This is a genomic window from Pseudomonas koreensis (genome assembly GCF_036668835.1).
GTDB classification, from domain to species: Bacteria; Pseudomonadota; Gammaproteobacteria; order Pseudomonadales; family Pseudomonadaceae; genus Aquipseudomonas; species Aquipseudomonas koreensis_I.
The window spans coordinates 699,456-723,431 of sequence record NZ_JAZEVW010000003.1 but is presented as its reverse complement, the minus strand read 5'-3'; the positions used below and the strand labels follow the sequence as shown (position 1 = coordinate 723,431).

Genomic DNA, 23,976 nt, shown 5'->3' with positions numbered 1-23,976 from the left:
CACCGCGCCCCGTTCAAAACCGAGTAGCCCCATTCGCGAGCAAGCTCGCTCCCACAGGGTTTTGTATTGATAACACGATCAAATGTGGGAGCGAGCTTGCTCGCGAAGGCGATCTATCTGGCGCCGCAGTCCTCAGCGCTTGGCGATGATATACACCGCATGCACGATCCCCGGAATGTACCCGCACAGCGTCAGCAGAATGTTCAACCAGAACGCCCCGCCAAACCCGACCTGCAGAAACACACCCAGTGGCGGCAACAGAATAGCGATGATGATGCGAATAAAGTCCATGGGGCAGCTCCTGAATGGGGGTTGGCTCACTTGAGCCATACAAGCTAATCGACCTGCGCCGTTCGTCAGGGTTCAGTGCTTCTGTCATTTCATCGCCACCCTCCTCAAAAAAACACCCCACGCCAAAAGCAATCAGGCGTGGGGCGTGCGTTATACCGCGAGACGGTTCTGGGAATCGGGTAGGAATGTCAGCTCAAACGGCAATCCCTTTGCGGCATTGCAGCTGTGCCGTGCGCACTCGCGAGAACGCGCGGCCCAGGCGCAGGAGCATTTCGTCGATGTTGGTTTTGCTTACGGTGAGGGCCGGGGTGAAGCGCAGGCAGTTGGACTGCGGGGCGTTGAGGAGCAGGCCTTCGCGTAGGGCCGCGTGGACTACAGCGTTGGCGCAATCGTCTGACAGGGTCAGTCCGTAGAACAAGCCTTGGCCGCGCAGGTCACCGTGCTCGTAGCGGTGTGCCAATCGCGCCAGGCCTTCGCGCAGATGCTGGCCGTTCTGTTTGACCTGCGCGAGAAAGCTGCGGTCCTGAACACTGTCGAGTACGACCAGGCCCGCCGCCGTCATCAAGGCGTTGCCGTGATGGGTACCGCCCAACTCACCGGCGTCAAAACAACAGGCCTTGCCCCGGGCCAGTAATGCCGCCAAAGGCACACCACCGCCGAGGCCTTTGCCGAGCACGACGATATCGGCGCGCACGCCGTAGGACTGTTCCGCGAGCAAACTACCGCAGCGGCCGATGCCGGTTTGCACTTCGTCAAGAATCAGCAGAATGCCCAAGTCACGGCACAGCCGTTCGACACCTTTGAGGTAATGCTCGGTGGCCGGAATCACTCCGGCATCGCTCTGGATCGGTTCAAGCATGATCGCCACGGTCTGCGCATCGATCGCCGCGTGCAGCGCCGGCAAGTCGTTGAACGGTACCTGATCGAAACCCGGCAGCAATGGCGCAAAACGGTTCGCCAGATTGCAACTGTCCGAGGCGGAGATCGTCGCCAGACTCCGGCCATGACAGCCCTGCTTGGCAACAATGATTCGCGAAGCACCGCCACGATGCAGTTGGCCCCACTTGCGCGCCAGTTTGATCGCCGCTTCACAGGCTTCGCTGCCGCTGTTGAGCAGATAGGCCTGATCGCTGCCGGTGCTGGCACACAGACGCTCGGCGAGGCTGAGCATGCCGCGATTGTGCAGATTGAAACCGGGGTTGATCAGCGCCTGCGCCTGGTTGGCGATGGCTTTGACCAGCGCCGACGGACTGTGCCCGAGACTGTTGGCCCCGCCGGCCTGAGAAAAATCGAGGTAGGCACGATCATGGCTGTCCCACAACCAGGAACCCTGCCCGCGCACGAACACTTGCTGTGGACGCTGGATGCTGGGCATCAGACGCTCGGCGCCGAGGGCACCGTCAGCCTCGGTTGCGCAGTTGTCCATAACAAGGTCATCGAGATCCGGCGCCTGGCGCCGAAGATTGAACATATTCATCGAAAAACACCTCGCTCGAGATGTTTTGAACTGCCTATGCAAACCCTGTCGAAGCGAACGCTGATCATCGCGCTTTCTGACCCTGCAAGCCCTGTGGATGCGGTTAGACTAGGCTCACCGGAGGCTTCGGGCCATTTCGATTTATCAGCCATTTCGATAAGCATTACTTATGGATTTCAAACAACTGCGTTATTTCGTCGCGGTGTACGAAGAAGGTCATGTCGGTCGCGCCGCCGAGCGGCTGTCGATCTCACAACCGGCGCTGTCGCAACAGATCCGCCAGCTTGAACAAAACCTCGACGTGACCCTGTTCGAGCGCAGCAGCAAGCGCCTGCTGCCGACGCTTGCCGCCCACACCTTGTACAACCACGCCTTGCAGCTGCTCGACGGTTTGCAACGGGCGCGCGAGGCGCTCGGCAACTTCAAGGGTCAGGCTTTGCGCACGCTGGCGATCGGCGTGCTGCAAACGGTGCACACCAGCTTGGTACCGCAAATGCTTGAGCGGGTACGCAAGGCGCAACCGCATCTGGTGGTGCAGATCTACGAGCTGACGGGACTGGAAATCGAACGGCGTTTGCTCAATGGTTCGCTGGACATTGGCATCAGCTATCTGCCCCCGCGCCAACCGGGTCTGCACGGCGTGATGCTTTACGAAGATGAACTGACCCTGGTGATTCCGGCAGACCATCCGTTGCGCGAATTCAAGAAAGTCTCGATGCGCCAGGCTGCCGGGCTGCCGATGTTGCTGCTGGGTGAGGAATTTCAGATCCGCCAGATCTGGCAGGCGCAACTGGCCAGCCTCGGTCGGCGCCCGCAGGTACAGGCCGAATTGAACAATATGGTGGGGATTCTCGACAGCCTGCCGCATACCCGACTGGCGACAGTGCTGCCGGGGCAATCACAGCGGCAGTACGAGGATGAGGATCTGCTGTGGAAACCGCTGAGCGAACCGCGAGTACCACTGAAGGTCGGCCTGGTGTGTCGCGATGTGCAACGCCAGCAGGCGTCACTCGCGCTGCTGCGCGGTTTGCTCGAGGAAGTACTGGAACGCGAAGTGAAACCGGCGCTGGATCCGCTGGCCTGAAAACTTTTCTTCAGGCAAAAGAAAACCCCGCCGAAGCGGGGCTTTGCAGACTGTTTCCCTGACATCCATTTCACTCCGCCACCCTGGCAGAATCCTACGTGTCCGTGTTGTTGCTTTGCGCTTCCTGCGCGACGTCCATGAAATGTAGATTAGCCGTGGATCCAATTGGCGACTATGGGAGAACAGCAGCACGTCATGTAAGCGAATGCTTACATGACGCTATCGCATCAGAATTGTGCGGCATCCAGCAGGAACAACGACTCGCTGCCGGCTTTCACTGAGGCGCTCAACGAGTGGATACGCGGCAGCAAACGGGCGAAATAGAAGCGTGCGGTACCCAGCTTGCTCGCATAAAAATCGTCCTGCGCTTCTTTGCCCAGTGCGGCCTTGGCCATCAGTGCCCACATGTAGGCGTACGCCGTGTAGCCGAATGCTTGCAAATATTCGACAGAGGCCGCGCCGATTTCGTTCGGATTATTTTTCGCTCGGTCCAGCAACCATGAAGTCAGCTCGTCCAGGGTATCGACTGCGTCGTTCAGCGGCTTGGTGAACTCGCTCAGATCGGCGCTCGCGGTAGCAGTGAAATGGCGGATCTCATCGGCGAACAATTGATAGAACGCACCGCCGCTGCCGACGATCTTGCGCCCGACCAGGTCCAGCGCCTGAATGCCGTTGGTGCCTTCGTAGATCTGCGTGATGCGCACGTCACGCACCAGCTGCTCTTGGCCCCATTCGCGGATGTAGCCGTGGCCGCCGAAAATCTGCTGGCCATGCACGGTGGTTTCCAGGCCCAGATCGGTGAGGAAGGCCTTGGCCACCGGTGTCAGCAATGCGACCAGATCTTCGGCACGTTTGCGCGTCGCCGGGTCTTCGCTGAACTTGGCGGTGTCGAGTTGCATCGCCACATACGTGGAGAACGCCCGGCCGCCTTCGTTCGAGGCTTTCATGGTCAGCAGCATGCGCCGCACGTCGGGGTGGACGATGATCGGGTCAGCAACCTTGTCCTTGTTCTGCGCGCCGGTTGGCGAACGGCTTTGCAGGCGATCACGCGCATATTCAACAGCGTTCTGGTAAGAACGCTCGCCGGTGGCCAGGCCCTGAATGCCGACGCCCAGACGCTCGTAGTTCATCATGGTGAACATTGCGGCCAGGCCTTTGTTCGGCTCGCCGACCAGATAACCCACGGCTTCGTCGAAGTTCATCACGCAGGTCGCCGACGCCTGAATGCCCATCTTGTGTTCGATCGAACCGCAGTTGGCCGGGTTGCGCGCACCGAGGCTGCCGTCGGCGTTGACCATGAACTTTGGCACGAGGAACAGCGAAATGCCTTTCGGCCCCGCCGGGGCGTCCGGCAGTTTGGCCAGCACCAGGTGGATGATGTTCTCAGTGAGGTCGTGTTCGCCGCCGGTGATGAAGATCTTGGTGCCGCTGACCTTGTAGGAACCGTCGGCCTGTGGCTCGGCCTTGGTGCGAATGATCCCCAGGTCGGTACCGGCGTGCGGCTCGGTCAGGCACATGGAACCGGCCCAGACCCCGGCGTACATGTTCGGCAGGTACGCCGCTTTCAGCTCTTCGCTGGCGTGGGCGTTGATCGACAGGCAAGCACCGGCGGTCAGCATCGGATACAGACCGAACGCCAGGCTGGCGGAGTTGACCATTTCTTCGACCTGAGCCGATACGGCCTTGGGCATGCCCATGCCGCCGTAGGCCGGATCACCGCCGACGCCGACCCAACCACCTTCGGCATAGGTCTGATAAGCCTCGGGGAAACCGGCCGGCGTGGTCACGGCACCGTCGGCCCAGTGGCAGCCTTCTTCGTCAGCGGCGCGGCTCAGCGGCGCGATGCTCTTGCTCGTGACCTTGCCGGCTTCTTCGAGAATCGCTTCAACGGTTTCGGCATCGACGGTCTCGGCCAACGCCGGGAGTTCGGCCCAGAGTTTGGCGACTTCGAACACTTCATTGAGGACGAAGCGCATATCGCGCAGCGGCGCTTTGTAGTCGGCCATGGCAAACCTCGCAGGATCTGGAATCGGGATTCGTGGAATGATGTTTTTCTGTGAGGCCGAGTGTACCTCAACAACTTTTGCGACACATAGGGTCAGGCCATGACTAATTTGTTATTTTTAGTCATCGATAATTCTTAATAAAGAAGCCCGCAATCAGCGGGCTCTTTTTTACCGTCAAGGCTTAAAGCGCAAACAGCTCCGCCGGCAATTTCATCAGGCAATCGCTGCCCGCCTCGATTGCTGCACGGTGCGCCGCGGTGCGTGGCAACAGGCGCTTGAAGTAAAACTCGGCTGTCGCCAGTTTGCCGCGCAGGAAATCCGCCTCGCCTGTGCCCTCATCCAGTTGTGCCTGCGCCACCAAGGCCATGCGCAACCACAGATAGCCGAGGATGATGTAGCCGCTGTACATGAGGTAATCGACAGACGCGGCGCCGACTTCGTCGGGATTCTTCATCGCGGCCATGCCGACCTTCACGGTCAGATCGCCCCACTGCTGATTCAGCTCGTTGAGCTGCACAACGAAAGCGCCCAATTGCGCATGCTCGGCGTTGGCGGCACAAAACTTGTGGACGATTTTGGTAAAGCCGCGCAGCAACTTGCCCTGGCTGCCGAGCACCTTGCGCCCGAGCAGGTCCAGCGCCTGAATGCCGTTGGTGCCTTCATAGATCGGGGCGATGCGGCAGTCACGCACCAATTGCTCCATGCCCCATTCGCGAATGAAACCATGGCCACCAAACACCTGCATGCCGTGGTTGGTCACCTCCAGCCCGGTGTCGGTCATGAACGCCTTGCAGATTGGCGTGAGGAACGCCAACAGGTCTTCGGCGTCCTGACGAGCCTCGGCGTCGCTGCTCAAATGCGCAGCATCAAGCAGCTGTGCGGTGAAGTAAGTCAGCGCTCGATTGCCTTCGTTGAAGGCTTTCATGGTCAGCAGCATGCGCCGTACGTCCGGGTGAACGATGATCGGATCAGCGGCTTTGTCCGGCGCTTTGGCACCGGTGAGCGAGCGCATCTGCAAGCGGTCGTTGGCGTACTTGACCGCGCCCTGGAAGCTCGCCTCACCCAGACACAAACCCTGCATGCCGGTGCCGAGGCGTGCATGGTTCATCATGGTGAACATGCAGTTCAGGCCCTTGTTCGCCTCGCCGATCAGATAGCCTTTGGCGCCGTCGAAATTCAACACGCAGGTGGCCGAGGCCTTGATGCCCATCTTGTGTTCGATCGAACCGCAGGAAACACCGTTGCGCTCGCCCGCTTCACCTGCTGCATCAGGCAGGAACTTGGGCACGATAAACAGCGAGATGCCCTTGGTCCCGGCCGGCGCATCCGGCAGTTTGGCCAGCACCAGATGAATGATGTTGTCGCTCATGTCGTGCTCGCCGGCGGAGATGAAAATCTTGCTGCCGGTGATCGCGTAGCTACCGTCGGCCTGCGGCACGGCGCGGGTCTTGATGATGCCCAGATCGGTGCCGCAATGCGCTTCGGTCAGGCACATGGTGCCGGTCCATTGCCCTGCGGTGAGTTTGCTCAGGTAGGTGTTTTTCTGTTCGCTGCTGCCGTGGGCGTGGATCGCCGACATGGCGCCGTGGGTCAGGCCCGGGTACATGCCCCAGGATGTGTTGCTGGAGCCGACCATCTCGCTGATCACCAGTCCCAGCGAACTCGGCAGGCCCTGGCCGCCGTAGGCCGGATCTGCGGCCAGACCGTGCCAGCCGCCCTCCACGTATTGTGCGAAGGCTTGCTTGAAGCCTGCAGGCGTTGTCACCACACCGTTGTCGAAATGGCAGCCTTCTTCGTCACCGCTGCGATTGAGCGGCGCGAGCACGTTCTCACAGAATTTCGCGCCCTCCTCAAGGATCGCGTTGATCATGTCCGGGCTGGCGTCATGGGCGCCGAGGGCAGCGTAATTGCTGTGAAAGTCGAAGACGTGGTCGATCAGAAAGCGCATGTCGCGCAGGGGAGCTTTGTACTCAGGCATGGTGGCTTCTCCGTCAGCAGATCGATTCAACCTACTGCCGGCCACCGCGCCCCACAATCATCGTGCAGGCGCTGAATGCGTCGTCATCACTCAACCCGCAGCGGTGTCCATGCGCACCGCGCCACGGCGGTTCTGCCCGAACGCCATTACGCAGTTACGCCCGGCGCCCTTGGCGCTGTACAGCGCTTGGTCGGCGGATTTGAGCACTTCTTCCGGCGTGCGCTGCTCGAGCCGCTCGGCGACGCCGATACTGACCGTGACCGACACCGCGGACGCTCCTGAACCTGCGCGGCGCTGCCGACCTTGCTGGTCGTCCTGCGGGCGGTTTTCCTGGTTGCGCAGCTGGATGCTGTAGGACGCAATCGACTCGCGAATCACCTCCAGATGCGGCATGCATTCCTCGAGAGTCTTGCCTGCGAACACCAGGGCAAATTCCTCACCGCCATAGCGATACGCCCTACCGCCACCGCTGATTTTCGCCAGTTTGCTGGCGACCAGACGCAACACCTGATCACCGACGTCGTGACCGTGGGTGTCGTTGAATTTCTTGAAGTGGTCGACGTCGCTCATCGCCAACACATAATTGCGCCCCAGGCGCTGCATGCGTTCGTTGAGCGCACGACGGCCCGGCAGACCGGTGAGCTCATCGCGAAAAGCCATTTGATAAGCCTCATGCGCAACGGCGGCGGCGATCATCAACATTACCTGACTGCACATGATGTTCAGGGTGAACGGCAGGATGAAGGTTTTCGGCAGCATCCAGAACACGCCGAGCAAGCCCACCAGTTGCGCCGCGTGCAAAGGACGGGGGTTACGCCAGTATTGCCACGCCAGCAAAAGGAAGGCCGAGATGAATACCGGGTAGGACAACTGGATCAGGCTCATCCACGCGCCGTGCAGCGCCGGCCAGCGGATTTCCGACAGCCACATCAACAGCGCCTGTGGGTAACTTTGTTCGAGCCCCAGCGCCACGCTGCCGAAGGCCAGCAGCACGGCGAATCGCGCCACCATGTCCTGAAACAGGTGCGTGCGTTCCTGCCACGCCGCAAACAGGCCGAACAAAAGCGGCAAAAGCAGACACACCAAATGAAACACCACCGCAGCGTCTTCACGGACCTTGCCGTTGTCGCGGTAATAATCAGTCTGGGTATCGAGCAGAAAGTAGGCGATGTACACCGTGAGCATCAGAAACAGTTCACGCTGACGTCGGTAAACCGCGCAATACGCACCGCCCAACAGCAGCACCAAGGTCGGTAGCACATTGAACAGGGAAGTGAAGAACACACTGAGGTCTTTGACGTACGCAGCCGCCAACCCCGCCAGCAACAATAGCAGTGAGGGGAGGAAGTGACTGAAACGTACAGCGGAAGAACGCGGCAAGGGTAAAGCTCCGACCCGTCATGGCAAAGAGATAGCATTGTGCCTGCAATGGCACCTGTGAAGCACTCACAATGTGATCCAGATCACATGCACCCTCTGTAACGGCAGCAGGCCTGAGTATCTGAGCAATTCAGCGAGATTTTTAGTACTGACGGGACGCTGGCCATCAACAATGATGGCCAGCGTCTGCAACTGCGCTTAGAGATCGTTGTTGAACGGCAGTAGTGGCCCCTCCGCCGGCGCCCGCCCCTCGGCACCGTAAGGCTTGAGGTAGAGCAAGGCATCCGTCGCTTGCCGGGTGGTGATCTTCGGACTGGCCGGACGCTGGGTCACGGCATTTTCATCACCGATCTCGCCCTGCGCGATGGCCAGCGATGGGTGATCGAACGGCGCCCGCTCCCACGCCACACGCGGATCGGTCAGACCGACTTCCATGAATTTCACCAACGCGTCGAGTTCGTCGGGCGTCAGGCTGAGGCTGGTCATGTCCGGGTCGAGGTTGGAAGTGTTGTGCTGATTGACCGCCGGGTGTTCGAAGCCGCTAGTGTTGTTGGCATCCTCGCCACGGCGGTCGCCGCCGCGATTGTAAAACTCCATCACCTGCTTGAGCGTTGCACGGCTGCCGTTGTGGAAGTACGGCCCGGTCAGCGCAATGTTGCGCAGGGTTGGGGTCTTGAAGGCGCCGTCAACCGAATCACGGAAACCGACGTTGGGTTTGAGCGAGGCGTCGCAGGGGATCGCGGCGCTGAGCGGGACTTCGAAGGTGCAGACGTCGACATCCAGCGGGTCGGGAATGCTGCCGCCCTGCAGCAGCTTGTTGTACTGGCGGCTGAATGACCACGGATTGCCCCAGGCATCGGTGCCGCCCAGCGCCAGGTCTTCGGAAGTCGGACGCACGCCGGTATTGTAGAAACCGTTGTCGTACAGGGTGGTCAGGTTGTCTGCCATGACCATGCGCTCGATACGCTCGCGCGGGTGCATCAGCAAACGGCTGGCGGCGTTGGTCAGTTCCGGCCCGCCGTGGCAGTTGACGCACTTGCCCTTGCCGAGAAACAGTTTCATGCCTTCCACTTGCTGGCCGTTCATGGCACTGGCGTCACCTTGCAGATATGCGTCGAGCGGCGCTTGATCCGAGACCAGCGTGGCTTCGTACATCTGAATCGCCAGGCCGAAGAATAGCGGGAAGTTGGCTTCCATCTGGGTATACGGCGCGCCCCCGACCAATACGTTCTGCGTAGCGTTCCACAGCCGAGGCTGGAAGGCATTTTTGATCAGTTCGCGATAGGTCGGACGCCGCGCGCCTGACACCGAGGCGAGCACCGAATCGGTGGAAGAGATGCGCTGTTGCTTGAGCATCAACTGGTCGAGCATGCGCCGGCCGATGTCAGCAAAGGTGCGTCCACCGCAGGACATTTCCACGGCGCTGCCCGGCGGGCCTACCGCTTGCGACGCAGCCGAGGCGTCATTGAGCGCCAGCCTGACTTTGCTGGCGACGGTGCTGCGCTCGCTGGTCACGTAAATGCCCGCATCAGGATCGCGATTGCCGAACGGCGAAAACCCGTTGAAGACGTTGTTGGCCCGACCGTCCCAGAAGTTGCGCACGTTGAACGCGGCGTTGATCACCGACGGCGCATTACGCCCGGTGCTGCGCCGCACATTGATGCCACCGACCTGAAAGATGCCATCGGGCTGTTGAGTGCATTTGTCGAACCGCGGCTGATTGGGTTTGACGAAGTTGGCGTCGAACACGCCTTGCGAGCCGACCACATCGTCGCTCGAATAGATGATCGGCGAGTTGCGCTCCAGTGGATTGCTCAACACATGGGTGGGGAAATCGGTTTTCTTCAACGTGTAGTTCGGCCCGCCTTTGCCGCCGGACAGCGTCGCATAGGACGCGACGTCGCCAGGAATGTCCGCTGCCACGAACGGCTTGTTGAAGATCGAGGCCACGTTGGCGTTGGTGTGGGCCTGGCCGGGGTTGAGCTGATTGGTGATGCGGTGATCGACGCCGGCGTGGTAGTGGCAGGACGCACAAGCCGTGGCGCCGTCGCTGCCGACTTCCATGTCCCAGAACAGCGCCTTGCCAAGCAGGATCGCGGCCGAGCGGTTGAGGACATAGTCGGTCATCAGATCGACCTTGCGCCCGCCTTCGGTCCCCGACGGATCGGGCGGAACCATGCCGCGCAAAGATTGCAGGCTCGGCAGTTCGGGTACGGGCGGATCTGCTTCGCCGGGCGTGGCGGCCATTGCAGCAAGCGCGGACAGCGAAAGCGGTAACCAGACGGTCAAACGAACAAGTCGGCAGATGTTCATGTGCTTCACCCTGACTGTAGTTGTTATGTATTCGCCGGGCGAGAGGCGTCGTGAACGGGACAGGATTCTCGAGAGCGCCGGTTACTGGGCGCAGTGCAATTAATTGGCCATATCGCTGAGAAACATTTTGAATCAATAAACCGGGGCGATGCCGGCGTACAGCCGACGTTTTCGCCGGGAAATGAGCCCCAGAATCGGGGGACAAAACCCGGCGCAAAAAAAAGCCGCCGCTCCCGAGGGAGCGGCGGCTTTTCAACAGACCTGCCTGGGCTTAGTAGCCGAGTGCGAAGTCTTCTTCTTTCATGTCCATCAGGTTGTTGGCGCCCGACAGCATAGTGGCCACGTGGGTGCGGGTACGCGGCAGGATGCGCTGGAAGTAGAAGCGCGCGGTTTGCAGCTTGGCGGTGTAGAACGCCGCGTCGCCAGTGCCTTCTGCCAGCTTCTCGGCAGCCAGGCGTGCCATGTCGGCCCAGAAGTACGCCAGGCAGGCATAACCGGAGTACATCAGGTAATCCACGGAAGCCGCGCCGACTTCTTCGCGATCTTTCATGGCGGCCATACCGACCTTCATGGTCAGCTCGCCCCATTCCTTGTTCAGTGCCGCCAACGGTGCGACGAATTCTTTGACGGCTTCGTTGCCTTCGTTGTTCTGGCAGAACTTGTGCACGATCTTGGTGAAGCCTTTTAGGGCTTCGCCTTGGGTCATCAGCACTTTACGGCCGAGCAGGTCGAGCGCCTGGATACCGGTGGTGCCTTCGTACAGCATCGAAATGCGGCTGTCGCGGACGTTCTGCTCCATGCCCCACTCAGCGATAAAACCGTGGCCGCCATAGATTTGCACGCCGTGGTTGGCGGCTTCGAAACCAACCTCGGTCATGAAGGCTTTGGCAATCGGCGTCATGAACGCCAGCAGTGCGTCGGCTTTCTTCTTCTCTTCTTCGTCGACGCCGTATTTGACGATGTCGACCTGTTTGGCGGTGAAGTACACCATTGCCCGGTTGCCTTCGGCGAAGGCTTTCATGGTCAGCAGCATGCGACGTACGTCCGGGTGGACGATGATCGGGTCAGCAGCTTTGTCCGGCGCTTTCGGGCCAGTCAGCGAGCGCATTTGCAGGCGATCACGAGCGTATTTCAGGCCGCCCTGGAAACCGATCTCGGCATGGGCCAGACCTTGCAGCGCGGTACCCAGACGTGCGGTGTTCATAAAGGTGAACATGCAGTTCAGGCCTTTGTTCGCCGGGCCGATCAGGTAACCGGTAGCGCCGTCGAAGTTCATCACGCAGGTGGCGTTGCCGTGGATGCCCATCTTGTGTTCCAGCGAACCGCAGGTGACTGCGTTGCGTGCACCGACGGTGCCATCAGCGTTCGGCATGAACTTGGGAACGATGAACAGCGAGATACCTTTGGTGCCAGCCGGTGCGTCCGGCAGGCGAGCCAGTACGATGTGGACGATGTTGTCGGCCATGTCGTGTTCGCCGGCCGAGATGAAGATCTTGGTGCCGGAGACTTTGTAGGAACCATCGGCCTGAGGTTCGGCCTTGGTGCGCAGCATGCCCAGGTCGGTGCCGCAATGCGGTTCGGTCAGGCACATGGTGCCGGTCCATTCGCCGGAGACCAGTTTGGTCAGGTAGGCGTCCTGCTGTTCAGGCGTGCCGTGCTCGGAGATGGTGTTCATCGCGCCGTGCGACAGACCTGGGTACATGCCCCACGACCAGTTGGCTTCGCCAACCATTTCGCTCACGGCCAGACCCAGCGACTCCGGCAGACCCTGACCGCCATGCGCCACGTCGTGCGCCAGGCTCGGCCAGCCGCCTTCGACGAATTGCTTGTAAGCCTCTTTGAAGCCGGTCGGGGTTTTCACGCCGGACTCGCTCCAGGTGCAGCCTTCCAGGTCGCCCACACGGTTCAGCGGTGCCAGTACCTGCTCACAAAACTTGGCGCCTTCTTCGAGAATGGCGTCAACCATGTCCGGAGTTGCGTCTGCGCAAGCCGGAAGGCTCTGATAGTGCGCTTCGTAGCCGAGCAGTTCGTCACGAACGAAGCGAATATCACGCAAGGGGGCCTTGTAGTCAGGCATAGCGATAAACCTCTGCTGATGTAACCGGGAATGAACGACCGCGTTGATTTGTTTATGACGGTCAAACAGTTGTTTGAAACATACGTTTACGCCGAAATGTTGTCAAGCGGCGATCTTTTGCCGTTCGTCTTCAGGTTACTTTCACAGGCGCGCGCAGCACATCCCCACAGACTCGAACGAGTCGTGGGCGCTGCGAAAAGATTAGTTGAGCAAGAAGGACTTACAACGAAAACGCCGCGACAAGGCGCGGCGTTCACCAGCAGAACGAGAAACGGATCAGGCGAAGGTGTCGATAATCGTCCCGAGCACTTCGTCGGAAGCCTTGGCCACCTTCACGCCCAGCTCTGCCTGGATCTTGCCTTGGGCCATCTCGACCATATTGCTGGCCAGATCCGATTGCTGAGCGCGATCCACACCGCGCAGACGATCAACCTGCACTTCGGACGACTGGCTGGTCACCGAACGTTCGATGGTGTTGTTGGCTATCTGGCTGGCGGCCTGGTCGATGCGGTTCTGCCCGCTCTGAATCGAGCTCAGACCTGCATAAAAAGCGGTACTGCCGGAGATTTCCATAACGGTTCTCATCCCTGGAAAGGATCAATAGGCGCCATTGAAGCAGAGCCGCCAGAAAAACACCCGTCAAAAACACTAATGGCACAGTGCCTGCCCATAGACAAAAGCTTAGTCGAGCAGATCCAGTTGCAAGTGCTCGGCGACCGCTTCGGCGCTCGGCGCCTTGAGTTTCGGCACGCGGCCCAGGCAGGGCGCGGGAATCCGCTCAGCCAATGTCGCCAGATTCTCTTCCAGCCGCGAAGTCTTCGGATCGATGATATTCGCCACCCACCCGGCCAATTGAAGACCATCGCGAGCAATCGCCTCGGCCGTGAGCAAGGCATGGCTGATGCAACCCAACCGCACGCCCACCACCAGAATCACCGGCAGCTTCAGCGCGATCGCCAGATCCGACAGATTATCCTGATCGGCCAACGGCACCCGCCAGCCGCCGGCACCTTCGATCAACGTGAAATCGGCGTTCATGGCAATAATCGCGCGCATCGGCGCCAGCAACGATTGCACGGTCAGCGCCACACCCGCTTCACGCGCCGCCAGATGCGGAGCGATAGCCGGTTCGAATGCCAGCGGATTGACCTGTTGATACGTCAGCGGCAGCGAACATTCAGCCAGCAGCGCCAGCGCATCGGCGTTGCGCAAGCCCTTGGGCGTAACTTCGCACCCGGATGCCACCGGTTTGCCCGCCGCCGTACTCAAGCCCGCCGAGCGCGCCGCGTGCAGCAAACCGGCGGCTACAGTAGTTTTGCCCACATCGGTGTCGGTGCCGGTGATGAAATAGGCTGCGCTCATACGGGTTTCTCCAACACGGCGTAGACCACCTGATAAGTCGCCGGCAATCCCGACGCCTTGCGGAACCGCTCGTAAGCCTCGACCAGCGCGAGTATCCGCGCGCGCCCGGTCAGACCACCCGGCCGTCCCGGATTGAGATTGTGCGCACCCAGCGCTTTCAACTCATGGGTCAGGCTGCGTACATCCGGGTAGTGCAACACCTGCGGCTGATTCGCCAGACTCAGCGTGCGCAGGCCGCTGGCCGCACACGCCTGCTCATAGCGAGCAAATTCGCGGAAGCGGTTGACGTGCACCAGCCCGTCGACCTGCCGCCAGCTATCACGCAACTCGAACAGCGTCCCTGTGCAAAGACTAGCAAATGCAAAAATTCCGCCCGGTTTCAGCACGCGAAAAGCCTCGCTGAGCACCGCCTCGACATCCGCACACCACTGCACCGCGAGGCTGGAGAAGATCAGCTCACAGGTCGAATCCTGCAACGGCAGGCGCTCCGCATCGCCGGCAATGAAATGCTCGGCGCCGCCCAGTGGTCGCGCATGGTTGAGCATGCCTTGGGCTATATCCAGCGCCAGCCCTTGGCCTTCGGTAAAGCGCGAACCCAGCGCGCGAGTGAAATAGCCGGTGCCACAGCCCAGATCCAGCCAACGTGCGGGGACGAAATCCAGCGGCAAGCGCGCCAGCAACTGTGTACCGACCTCACGTTGCAACTCGGCGACGCTGTCATAACTGGCCGCCGCTCGGGAAAAAGACGCGGCAACCTGACGCTTGTCGGGCAAGCCACCCGGCAGCACAAGAGACAAATCAGTCATCAGTGCACTCGTGTAGAAAAGCCTGGATTGCGCCCGCCAGTCCGTGGGGGTCCTCCAGAAGAAACGCATGGCTGGCCTGTTCGATCAGGCCAATTTCGATATCCGGCAACAACGTAAACAAGGCCCCGGCAGCTTCCGCCGGCACCAGACCGTCCTGGCCGGCGAACAGGTGCAACTGCGGGCCGCGAAACGCTTGCAGCGCCGCGCGGATATCCATCTGCGCGAGCAATTCCAGACCGGCCATCAATACTGCGGGCGAGGTGTTCGGTGCCGCGCCGAGCAGCAATCGGGACAAGCCGCGCGGATCTTGCGCACCCTGGGCACACAGCAGCGAAAAACGCTTGAGCGTCGCGCGCGGGTCGGCCTGGCAACCGGCCAGAAAGGCATCGAACGTTTCGCCCGGCATCGCACTCGGCCACTGCTCATGAGCCACAAAACAAGGATTGCTCGCCAGCGTCAGCACGCCGCAGCAATGCTCGCCACGGCGCGCCGCCAGTTCGGCCGCCAGCATGCCGCCCAGCGACCAGCCGCCAAGCCACACGTCTTGAGGGATACGCTCATCGAGTTCATCGAGCCAGTCCTGCGGATCACTGGAATCCAGCTCAGGCAACGGCTCGATGCTGACCGTCAGATGCTCGTCCAGCCCGTGCAATGCGGCCGCCAAAGGTTCCATTGGCGAGATGCCAAGGCCCCAGCCAGGCAACAGAATCAGACGATCACGCATGGTTTGGCTCCGACGAAAGCCGAGCGAAGCAATCGGCCAGTCCCTCTAACAATAGCTGTACCTGCGCCTCGCTGTGGGCGGCGGTCAGGGTCACGCGCAGCCGCGCGCTGCCGGCAGGAACGGTCGGCGGGCGAATCGCCGTGACCATCAACCCGCGCTCGCGCAGCATCTGCGACAGGCGCAGCGCACGCCCGGCATCGCCAACCAGAATCGGCTGAATCGGGGTGAAGCTGTCCATTAACTGCAGACCGATCTGCTCGGCGCCGTGGCGGAACTGGCGAATCAACGTCTGCAGATGTTCGCGACGCCAGTGTTCGCTGCGCAGCAGTTCGAGGCTTTTCAGCGTCGCGCAGGCCAACGCCGGTGGCTGGCTGGTGGTGTAGATGTACGGGCGGGCGAACTGGATCAGGCTCTCGATCAGCTCTTCGCTGCCGGCCGCGAATGCACCCGCTGTGCCGAACGCCTTGCCGAGGGTGCCGACCAGTACCGGCACGTCTTCCTGGCTCAGGCCGAAATGCTCGACGACGCCTGCGCCCGTCGCGCCGAGCGGGCCGAAGCCGTGGGCATCGTCGACCATCAACCAGGCACCTTTGGCCTTGGCTTCACGAGCCAGTGCCGGCAGATCGGCGATATCGCCGTCCATGCTGAACACGCCATCGGTGACCACCAGTGTATTGCCGGTGGCTTTCTCCAGACGATTGGCCAGGCTTTGCGCGTCGTTATGCAGATAGCGATTGAACCGCGCACCTGACAGCAGACCGGCATCCAGCAGTGAAGCGTGATTAAGACGATCTTCGAGCACTGTATCGCCCTGCCCGACCAGCGTCGTGACCGCGCCGAGATTGGCCATGTAGCCGGTGGTGAACAACAGCGCACGCGGCCGGCCGGTCAGATCCGCCAGCGCTTCTTCAAGCGCATGATGCGGGCCGCTGTGGCCGATCACCAGATGCGAGGCGCCACCGCCGACGCCCCAGCGCTCGGCCCCGGCACGCCAGGCTTCGATCACTTGCGGATGATTGGCCAGACCGAGGTAATCGTTGTTGCAAAAGGCCAGCAACGGTTGGCCGTCGACCACCACTAGCGGCCCTTGCGGGGATTCAAGCAGCGGGCGCTGGCGGTAGAGGTTGTCGGCACGACGGGCAGCAAGGCGTGCGGTGAGATCGAAAGTCATGCAGGCCTCGATTTTCAAATGACACAAACTCCCTGTGGGAGCGAGCCTGCTCGCTCCCACAGGGGTACTGCATTTTTTCAGGCGCATTCGCGCATTCAGACGGCAGCGTTGTAGAACTGCTCGCTGCTCTTCTGTTCGACCAGCGCCTGCTCGATCGCCGCCTGGTGCACTTCATCGGCGTGCTCTTCGCGCGCTTCCGGCTGGATGCCCAGGCGTGCGAACAACTGCATGTCCTTGTCTGCCTGCGGGTTGGCGGTGGTGAGCAACTTGTCGCCGTAGAAGATCGAGTTGGCGCCGGCGAAAAACGCCAGCGCCTGCATCTGCTCGTTCATCGCTTCGCGGCCGGCGGACAGGCGTACGTGGGACTGCGGCATGAGGATGCGCGCCACGGCGAGCATGCGGATGAAGTCGAACGGATCGATATCTTCAGCATTTTCCAGCGGCGTGCCGGCGACCTTGACCAGCATGTTGATCGGCACCGATTCCGGATGCTCCGGCAGGTTGGCCAGCTGGATCAGCAGATTGGCGCGGTCATCCAGCGACTCGCCCATGCCGAGAATGCCGCCGGAGCAGATTTTCATGCCCGACTCACGCACGTAAGCCAGCGTCTGCAGACGCTCGCTGTAAGTACGCGTGGTGATGATGCTGCCGTAGAACTCCGGCGAGGTGTCGAGGTTGTGGTTGTAGTAGTCGAGGCCAGCCTTGGCCAGCGCTTCGGTCTGCTCCTGGTCCAGTCGGCCGAGGGTCATGCAGGTCTCCAGGCCCATCGCTTTGACGCCTTCAACCATTTTCAGCACGTAGGGCATGTCCTTGGCCGAAGGATGCTTCCAGGCGGCGCCCATGCAGAAGCGCGTCGAGCCGATGGCTTTGGCGCGCGCCGCCTCTTCGAGGACTTTCTGCACTTCCATCAGCTTTTCTTTTTCGAGGCCGGTGTTGTAGTGACCGGACTGCGGGCAGTACTTGCAGTCTTCCGGGCAGGCGCCGGTCTTGATCGACAGCAGCGTCGAGACTTGAACGCGGTTGGCGTTGAAATGCGCGCGGTGCACCGTTTGCGCCTGGAACAGCAAGTCGTTGAATGGCTGTACGAAGAGTGCTTTGACTTCGGCCAGAGACCAATCGTGACGCAGGGTGGCGGTGGTGCTCGCGCTCATGGGCAATTCCTTGGTTATGCTTGGCTGGCGCCGGGGAAATGGAATACCCACAGGCGCTACACGGATGTTCGGCATATTTAAGGAAGTGACATGCGCTGTCAACCACGATACGAAGGACAGGTTTACATCTGTTTAAAAAACATACAGGCCTGTTTGTTGTGTGACGAGCCCGCAGAAGCAGAAATGCCAATCTGCGTGGCCTGCGAAACCGAGTTGCCCTGGCTTGGCAGCCATTGCCAGCGCTGCGCTTTGCCGTTGATCGTCAACGGCCTGACGTGCGGAGCGTGCTTGCTTGAGCCTCCGGCCTTTACGCAGGTCGCCGCGCCTTGGGTGTATGGCTTCCCGGTGGACAGTCTGATTACGCGCTTTAAACACTACGCGAAATGGCCGTTTGGCCACCTGCTCGCCGATGTTCTCGGGCAATACCTGCAACATCGCTTCGATGAAGACTTGCCAAGGCCCGATGCGTTGGTGCCGGTGCCACTGGCCCGTAAACGCTTGCGTCAACGCGGGTTCAACCAGGCGGCGATGCTCGCACGCTGGCTGAGCAAGTCGCTGGTGTTGCCTTGCGATGAACAGGTCTTGCGCCGTATCAAGGAGACGGATGCGCAGCAGGATCTCGATGCCAATGCGCGTAAACAAAATCTGCGCAATGCCTTCGATGTGGTGCCGGACGCGCAGGTTAGCGGCCGGCATTTCGCGCTGATCGATGACGTGCTGACCACTGGCGCGACGGCTCAGGCGCTGGCCCGCTTGTTGATAAATGCCGGCGCCGCGCGGGTTGATGTGTATTGCCTGGCGCGCACGCCAAAACCCGGAAGCTGAGCCGCTCGCAATCCCCTGTAGGAGTGAGCCTGCTCGCGATAGCGGTAGATCAGCCAGCATAGATGTCGCCATTGATGGCGCCATCGCGAGCAGGCTCACTCCTACAGGTTTTGTGCCCGGCTTGACTCCGGCGCTCGAAGCCGCCAGCTTCTGTAGCAACTGCCGCAATTAGTCTGGCCGATATGTCCCTACCCACCCTCCTCTCCCAGCACATCGTGCGCCGCCCCCAGCGCATTGCCCTGTTGCAACACATCGCCGAGCAGGGCTCGATCACCCGCGCGGCGAAAAGCGCGGGCCTTAGTTACAAAGCGGCGTGGGACGCCATCGATGAGCTGAACAACCTGGCGCACAAACCACTGGTCGAACGGGTCATCGGTGGCAAGGGCGGTGGCGGTGCCAAACTGTCCAGCGAAGGCGAACGTGTGCTGCGCCTCTATCAAAAGCTGCAAGCCCTGCAGGCCCAAGTGCTCGAAGCCGCAGAAGACGCCAGTGATCTGGATCTGCTCGGGCGCCTGATGCTCAGAACCAGCGCGCGCAATCAGTTGCATGGCAAGGTGGTGGCGATCGGCAGTCAGGGCCGCAACGACCTGATCCGCCTCGAACTGGCCGAAGGCCTGTGCCTCGATGCGCAAATCACTCACGACAGCACCCTGCACCTTGAGCTGCAGATCGGCACGCCAGTGGTCGCGCTGATCAAGGCCGGCTGGCTGGAATTGCTTGGCCGTGAGCAAGTCGCAACGCCGGGACACAATTTGCTAGACGGCATCATCGAGGCGATGCTCGATGCCGAAGACGGCCCCAGCGAAGTGCGCATTTCTTTGTCCAACGGCCACATCCTCTGCGCGTTGGCCGAACCGCTGGAGCTGCGCGAACGCGGCTTGGGCGTCGGCCAACCGGTGCGCGTACAGTTTTCGCCGACCAACGTGCTGATCGGCACGCCGCTCTGATCGGGCGCTGCCACGAAAGCGTCATCGTTGCTCATTAAGGTGGCTGCCAAAACCATGCAGGGAGCCTGAGATGAGCCTGTTAGAAGAAAACCAATCCACCGATCTGGAAAAAATGGTCGGCCTCAGCCGTCGCGGCTTCATCAGCGCCGGTGCGTTGTGCGGTGCCGCGATGTTTCTGGGCGGCAATCTGCTGAGCCGCAGCGTGATGGCGGCGAGTGTCAGCGCCGGCAACAGCCGTCTGCTCGGTTTTGAAAGCATTCCCGCCGCGACCAGCGACGCGATCAGCCTGCCCAAAGGCTACAAGTCTTCGGTGCTGATCAGCTGGGGCCAGCCGTTGCACAAGAACGGCCCGGCCTTCGACCCGAGCGGCAATGGCACCGCAGCCGCACAGGAAGTGCAGTTTGGCGACAACAACGACGGCATGAGTCTGTTCGCCTTCCCGGATGACCGCAACCGCGCGTTGATGGCGATCAACAACGAATACACCAACTACCGCTACCTCTACCCGCACGGCGGCATGCCGCAGTCGGCCGAAGACGTGCGCAAGGCGCTGGCCTGTGAAGGCGTGTCGGTGATCGAGGTGCAGCGCAAGAACGGCCAATGGCAGTTCGTCCAGGGCTCACGCTACAACCGGCGCATCCACGGCAATTCGCCGCTGCGCATCAGCGGCCCGGCGGCCGGTCATGATTTGATGAAAACCGCCGCCGACAAGCACGGCAAGAAAGTCCTCGGCACGTTCCAGAACTGCGCCAACGGCAAAACCCCGTGGGGCACCTACCTGACCTGCGAAGAAAACTTCACCGACTGTTTCGGCAGCAGCAATGCCCAGCAGCAGTTCGACGCCGCGCAAAAACGCTACGGCGTAACGACCGCCAGCCGCGAAATCAACTGGCACCCGTACGATCCGCGCTTCGACATGGCCAAGAACCCGAATGAGCTGAACCGTCACGGCTGGGTGGTCGAGATCGATCCGTTCGATCCGCAATCGACCCCGGTCAAACGCACCGCGCTGGGCCGTTTCAAACACGAAAACGCGGCACTCGCCGAGACCGATGACGGCCGAGCCGTGGTGTACATGGGCGATGACGAGCGTGGCGAATTCATCTACAAATTCGTCAGCCGCGATCGCATCAACCATCGCAACGCCAAAGCCAACCGCGACATCCTTGATCACGGCACCCTGTACGTGGCGAAATTCGATGCCGGTGACGGCAACCCCGATCACCCGAAAGGCCAGGGCCAGTGGATCGAACTCACCCATGGCAAGAACGGCATCGACGCCAGCAGCGGTTTCGCCGATCAGGCCGAAGTGCTGATTCATGCGCGCCTCGCCGCCAGTGTGGTTGGCGCCACACGCATGGACCGCCCGGAATGGATTGTCGTCAGCCCCAAGGACGGCCAGGTCTATTGCACCCTGACCAACAACGCCAAACGTGGCGAGGACGGCCAACCGGTGGGCGGCCCGAACCCGCGCGAGAAGAACGTCTACGGGCAGATTCTGCGCTGGCGCACCGACCGCGACGATCACGCCTCGAAATCCTTTGCCTGGGATCTGTTCGTGGTCGCTGGCAACCCCGGCGTGCATGCCGGTACGCCGAAGGGCGGCTCGTCCAACATCACCCCGCAGAACATGTTCAACAGCCCGGATGGTCTGGGTTTCGACAAGGCCGGACGTCTGTGGATTCTCACCGACGGCGATTCGAGCAATGCCGGCGACTTCGCCGGGATGGGCAACAACCAGATGCTCTGCGCCGATCCGAAAACCGGTGAGATTCGCCGGTTCATGGTCGGGCCGGTAGGTTGCGAGGTGACCGGGATCAGCTTCTCGCCGGATCAGAAAACCCTGTTTGTCGGGATTCAGCATCCGGGCGAAAACGGCGGTTCGACCTTCCCCGAGCATTTGCCCAATGGCAAGCCACGGTCGTCGGTGATGGCGATTACCCGTGAGGATGGCGGGATCGTCGGCGCCTGATATACCGCTTTCGCGAGCGGGCTCGCTCCCACAGGAAATTGCATTGCAAATGTGGGAGCGAGCCTGCTCGCGATGGCTTCAGCCCAGACACCAATCCCTAACTGCCTGCCATCTGCGCTAACATGCCGGGCCGGACGCGGCAGCCTGCTGCGCGCAGGAGTCAGCATGGCCCACCCGTTTGAAACCCTCACACCCGATCTCGTCCTCGATGCCGTTGAAAGCATCGGTTTTCTCAGCGATGCGCGGATTCTGGCGCTCAACAGCTATGAAAACCGTGTCTATCAGGTCGGCATCGAAGACTCCGAGCCGCTGATCGCCAAGTTCTACCGTCCGCAGCGCTGGACCAACGACGCCATTCTCGAAGAGCATCAATTCACCTTCGAACTGGCCGATGTGGACATCCCGGTGGTGGCGCCGCTGACTCACAACGGCGAAACCCTGCACGAGCATGCCGGTTTCCGCTTCACCCTGTTCCCGCGTCGCGGTGGCCGCGCGCCGGAGCCGGGCAATCTCGATCAGTTGTATCGCCTCGGCCAGTTGCTCGGGCGCATCCACGCGGTTGGCGCGACCAAACCGTTCGAACACCGCGAAGCCCTGGCCGTGCAGAACTTCGGCCACGCCTCGCTGAACACCCTGCTCGAAGGCAACTTCATTCCGAAAAGCCTGCTGCCGGCTTATGAGTCGGTCGCCCGCGATCTGCTCAAGCGCGTTGAGGATGCTTACGCCAACACCCCGCATCAGAACATCCGCATGCACGGTGACTGCCACCCCGGCAACATGATGTGCCGCGACGAGATGTTCCACATCGTCGATCTGGATGACTGCCGCATGGGCCCGGCGGTGCAGGACATCTGGATGATGCTCGCCGGTGATCGTCAGGATTGTCTGGGACAGCTGTCGGAGCTGATGGACGGTTACAACGAATTCCACGATTTCGACCCGCGTGAACTGGCGCTGATCGAACCGTTGCGTGCCCTGCGTCTGATGCATTACAGCGCGTGGCTGGCACGACGCTGGGACGACCCGGCGTTTCCGCATAGTTTCCCTTGGTTCGGCACCGAGCGTTATTGGGGCGATCAGGTGCTGGCACTGCGTGAGCAATTGGCGGCGCTGAATGAAGAACCGCTGAAGCTCTTCTGACTCCCCCATATTCGTGTGGGAGCGAGCCTGCTCGCGAATACGACTGGCATTCAACACTGATGTCGACTGAAATCACGCCTTTGCGAGCAGGCTCGCTCCCACAATTGTCCGCCGTTCACAATTTCCCGACCATTGCGGTACGGCATTCGTAGACAAATCTCCTTACAATCCCTCCTTTGTCAGCTGTCAAAGCAAGGATTCTGCATGCAAGCCGCCAACCCGCGTCGCGGGTACATTCTGGGCCTGAGTGCCTACATCATCTGGGGCCTGTTCCCGATCTATTTCAAAGCCATTGCAGAAGTGCCAGCGGTCGAGATCATCATTCATCGAGTGCTGTGGTCGGCGCTGTTCGGCGCGCTGTTGCTGATGGTATGGAAACACCCGGGCTGGCTGCGCGAGCTGCTCGACAACCCCAAGCGTCTGGCGATCCTGGCCTTGAGCGGTACGCTGATCGCAGCTAACTGGCTGACTTATGTGTGGTCTGTGAATAACGGGCGCATGCTCGAAGCGAGCCTGGGCTATTACATCAACCCGTTGATCAACGTGCTGCTGGGCATGGTGATTCTCGGTGAGCGGCTGCGGCGCATGCAGTGGCTGGCGGTGGGGCTCGCCGCGGTTGGTGTGGCGCAGCAGGTCTGGCAGGTCGGCAGTCTGCCGTGGGTGTCGCTGGCGCTGGCGTTGACCTTCGGTTTCTACGGCCTGATTCGCAAACAGGCACCGGTGAAAGCCTTGCCGGGGCTGGTGGTGGAAACCTGGATGCTGGTGCCGATTGCGATTGCGTGGTTGCTGTTCAACCAGACCGCGACAAGCGTGCAACCGGAATTCTGGAGCACCTCGCAAGCCTGGTGGCTGGTGGCCGCCGGCCCGGTGACGCTGGTGCCGCTGGTGTGTTTCAACGCCGCGACCCGGCATCTGCCCTACACCACCATCGGCTTCCTGCAATACATCGCGCCAACGCTGGTACTGTTGCAGGCGGTGCTGCTGTTTGGCGAGCACTTGTCGTCGAGCACGCTGGTTGCGTTCATGTTCATTTGGGCGGGTCTGGCGGTGTACAGCGTCGATGCGTGGATAAGTTTGCGTCGTCGCAGCTGATCAAAAAATGCACAAACATCCACAGGCCACGGTTCGCGTGGCCTGTACCGTTCCTTCCCAAGGTTATCCACAGCGTGATCCCCGCCGTTTGTGTGCAAGTCTCTGATTACTGGCGTTTTTTTGATCAATCGCAGCAAAGCCACGGCGGACGTGGCGTGGCGCTTGGTCTCTACAGGTTAT

General features: G+C 60.9%; 19 protein-coding genes. 6 read left to right on the top strand and 13 right to left on the bottom strand.

The window, feature by feature from the left end; genetic code table 11:
* Positions 1-132 precede the first annotated feature (132 nt).
* Both V6F91_RS12495 and V6F91_RS12490 read right to left on the bottom strand, forming a co-directional pair.
* A complete protein-coding gene (locus V6F91_RS12495) occupies positions 133-291 on the bottom strand; it encodes a YqaE/Pmp3 family membrane protein (protein WP_003228885.1) in 159 nt (52 codons plus the stop codon).
* Positions 292-484: 193 nt separating this feature from the next.
* Positions 485-1,768 (bottom strand): aspartate aminotransferase family protein, encoded by a 1,284-nt coding sequence (locus tag V6F91_RS12490; protein WP_332764772.1) that lies wholly within the window; start codon positions 1,766-1,768, stop codon positions 485-487.
* A gap of 169 nt (positions 1,769-1,937) precedes the next feature.
* Between V6F91_RS12490 and V6F91_RS12485 the strand changes: the two genes are divergently transcribed.
* Complete coding sequence (locus V6F91_RS12485; RefSeq protein WP_332764770.1) at positions 1,938-2,852, top strand: LysR family transcriptional regulator; 915 nt, start codon at positions 1,938-1,940, stop codon at positions 2,850-2,852.
* Between the two features lie 227 nt (positions 2,853-3,079).
* Here the strand turns inward: V6F91_RS12485 and V6F91_RS12480 are convergent, their stop codons facing one another.
* From V6F91_RS12480 to bioB, 11 genes are all read right to left on the bottom strand, one after another.
* Complete coding sequence (locus tag V6F91_RS12480; protein WP_332764769.1) at positions 3,080-4,858, bottom strand: acyl-CoA dehydrogenase C-terminal domain-containing protein; 1,779 nt, start codon at positions 4,856-4,858, stop codon at positions 3,080-3,082.
* 181 nt (positions 4,859-5,039) lie between these two features.
* A complete protein-coding gene (locus V6F91_RS12475; protein WP_332764767.1) occupies positions 5,040-6,836 on the bottom strand; it encodes an acyl-CoA dehydrogenase C-terminal domain-containing protein in 1,797 nt (598 codons plus the stop codon).
* 90 nt (positions 6,837-6,926) lie between these two features.
* On the bottom strand, positions 6,927-8,216 hold the full coding sequence (locus tag V6F91_RS12470; protein ID WP_332764765.1) for a GGDEF domain-containing protein: 1,290 nt from the start codon (positions 8,214-8,216) through the stop codon (positions 6,927-6,929).
* A gap of 198 nt (positions 8,217-8,414) precedes the next feature.
* Positions 8,415-10,529, bottom strand: coding sequence for a cytochrome-c peroxidase (locus V6F91_RS12465; RefSeq protein ID WP_332764763.1), 2,115 nt, complete (start codon positions 10,527-10,529; stop codon positions 8,415-8,417).
* Positions 10,530-10,800: 271 nt separating this feature from the next.
* A complete protein-coding gene (locus V6F91_RS12460; RefSeq protein WP_332764761.1) occupies positions 10,801-12,606 on the bottom strand; it encodes a phenylacyl-CoA dehydrogenase in 1,806 nt (601 codons plus the stop codon).
* 276 nt (positions 12,607-12,882) lie between these two features.
* Positions 12,883-13,179 carry a pyrroloquinoline quinone biosynthesis protein PqqE gene (locus tag V6F91_RS12455; RefSeq protein ID WP_208939508.1) on the bottom strand — a complete coding sequence of 99 codons (297 nt, stop codon included), beginning with the start codon at positions 13,177-13,179 and terminating at the stop codon, positions 12,883-12,885.
* 108 nt (positions 13,180-13,287) lie between these two features.
* Positions 13,288-13,968: a dethiobiotin synthase gene (gene bioD, locus V6F91_RS12450; protein WP_332764758.1), complete on the bottom strand. Its 681-nt coding sequence runs from the start codon at positions 13,966-13,968 to the stop codon at positions 13,288-13,290.
* Positions 13,965-14,774, bottom strand: coding sequence for a malonyl-ACP O-methyltransferase BioC (gene bioC, locus V6F91_RS12445; protein ID WP_332764756.1), 810 nt, complete (start codon positions 14,772-14,774; stop codon positions 13,965-13,967). Before bioC ends, bioD begins: the two co-directional genes overlap by 4 nt.
* Positions 14,767-15,498: an alpha/beta fold hydrolase gene (locus V6F91_RS12440; protein ID WP_332764754.1), complete on the bottom strand. Its 732-nt coding sequence runs from the start codon at positions 15,496-15,498 to the stop codon at positions 14,767-14,769. The genes bioC and V6F91_RS12440 overlap by 8 nt, the downstream gene beginning before the upstream one ends.
* Positions 15,491-16,669: an 8-amino-7-oxononanoate synthase gene (gene bioF, locus V6F91_RS12435; RefSeq protein WP_332764752.1), complete on the bottom strand. Its 1,179-nt coding sequence runs from the start codon at positions 16,667-16,669 to the stop codon at positions 15,491-15,493. The genes V6F91_RS12440 and bioF overlap by 8 nt, the downstream gene beginning before the upstream one ends.
* Before the next feature lie 95 nt (positions 16,670-16,764).
* Positions 16,765-17,820, bottom strand: coding sequence for a biotin synthase BioB (gene bioB, locus V6F91_RS12430; RefSeq protein ID WP_090286921.1), 1,056 nt, complete (start codon positions 17,818-17,820; stop codon positions 16,765-16,767).
* A gap of 90 nt (positions 17,821-17,910) precedes the next feature.
* Between bioB and V6F91_RS12425 the strand changes: the two genes are divergently transcribed.
* The 5 genes from V6F91_RS12425 to rarD all read left to right on the top strand — a co-directional run bounded on the left by V6F91_RS12425 (position 17,911) and on the right by rarD (position 23,796).
* On the top strand, positions 17,911-18,645 hold the full coding sequence (locus V6F91_RS12425) for a ComF family protein (RefSeq protein ID WP_332764749.1): 735 nt from the start codon (positions 17,911-17,913) through the stop codon (positions 18,643-18,645).
* Between the two features lie 182 nt (positions 18,646-18,827).
* On the top strand, positions 18,828-19,592 hold the full coding sequence (locus tag V6F91_RS12420) for a TOBE domain-containing protein (protein ID WP_332764747.1): 765 nt from the start codon (positions 18,828-18,830) through the stop codon (positions 19,590-19,592).
* Between the two features lie 70 nt (positions 19,593-19,662).
* A complete protein-coding gene (locus tag V6F91_RS12415; RefSeq protein ID WP_332764745.1) occupies positions 19,663-21,564 on the top strand; it encodes a PhoX family phosphatase in 1,902 nt (633 codons plus the stop codon).
* Positions 21,565-21,729: 165 nt separating this feature from the next.
* Entirely contained in the window at positions 21,730-22,704 is a 975-nt protein-coding gene (locus V6F91_RS12410; protein WP_332764744.1) for a serine/threonine protein kinase, read from the top strand.
* 204 nt (positions 22,705-22,908) lie between these two features.
* Positions 22,909-23,796, top strand: coding sequence for an EamA family transporter RarD (gene rarD / locus V6F91_RS12405; RefSeq protein ID WP_090286931.1), 888 nt, complete (start codon positions 22,909-22,911; stop codon positions 23,794-23,796).
* The last annotated feature ends 180 nt before the right edge of the window (positions 23,797-23,976 follow it).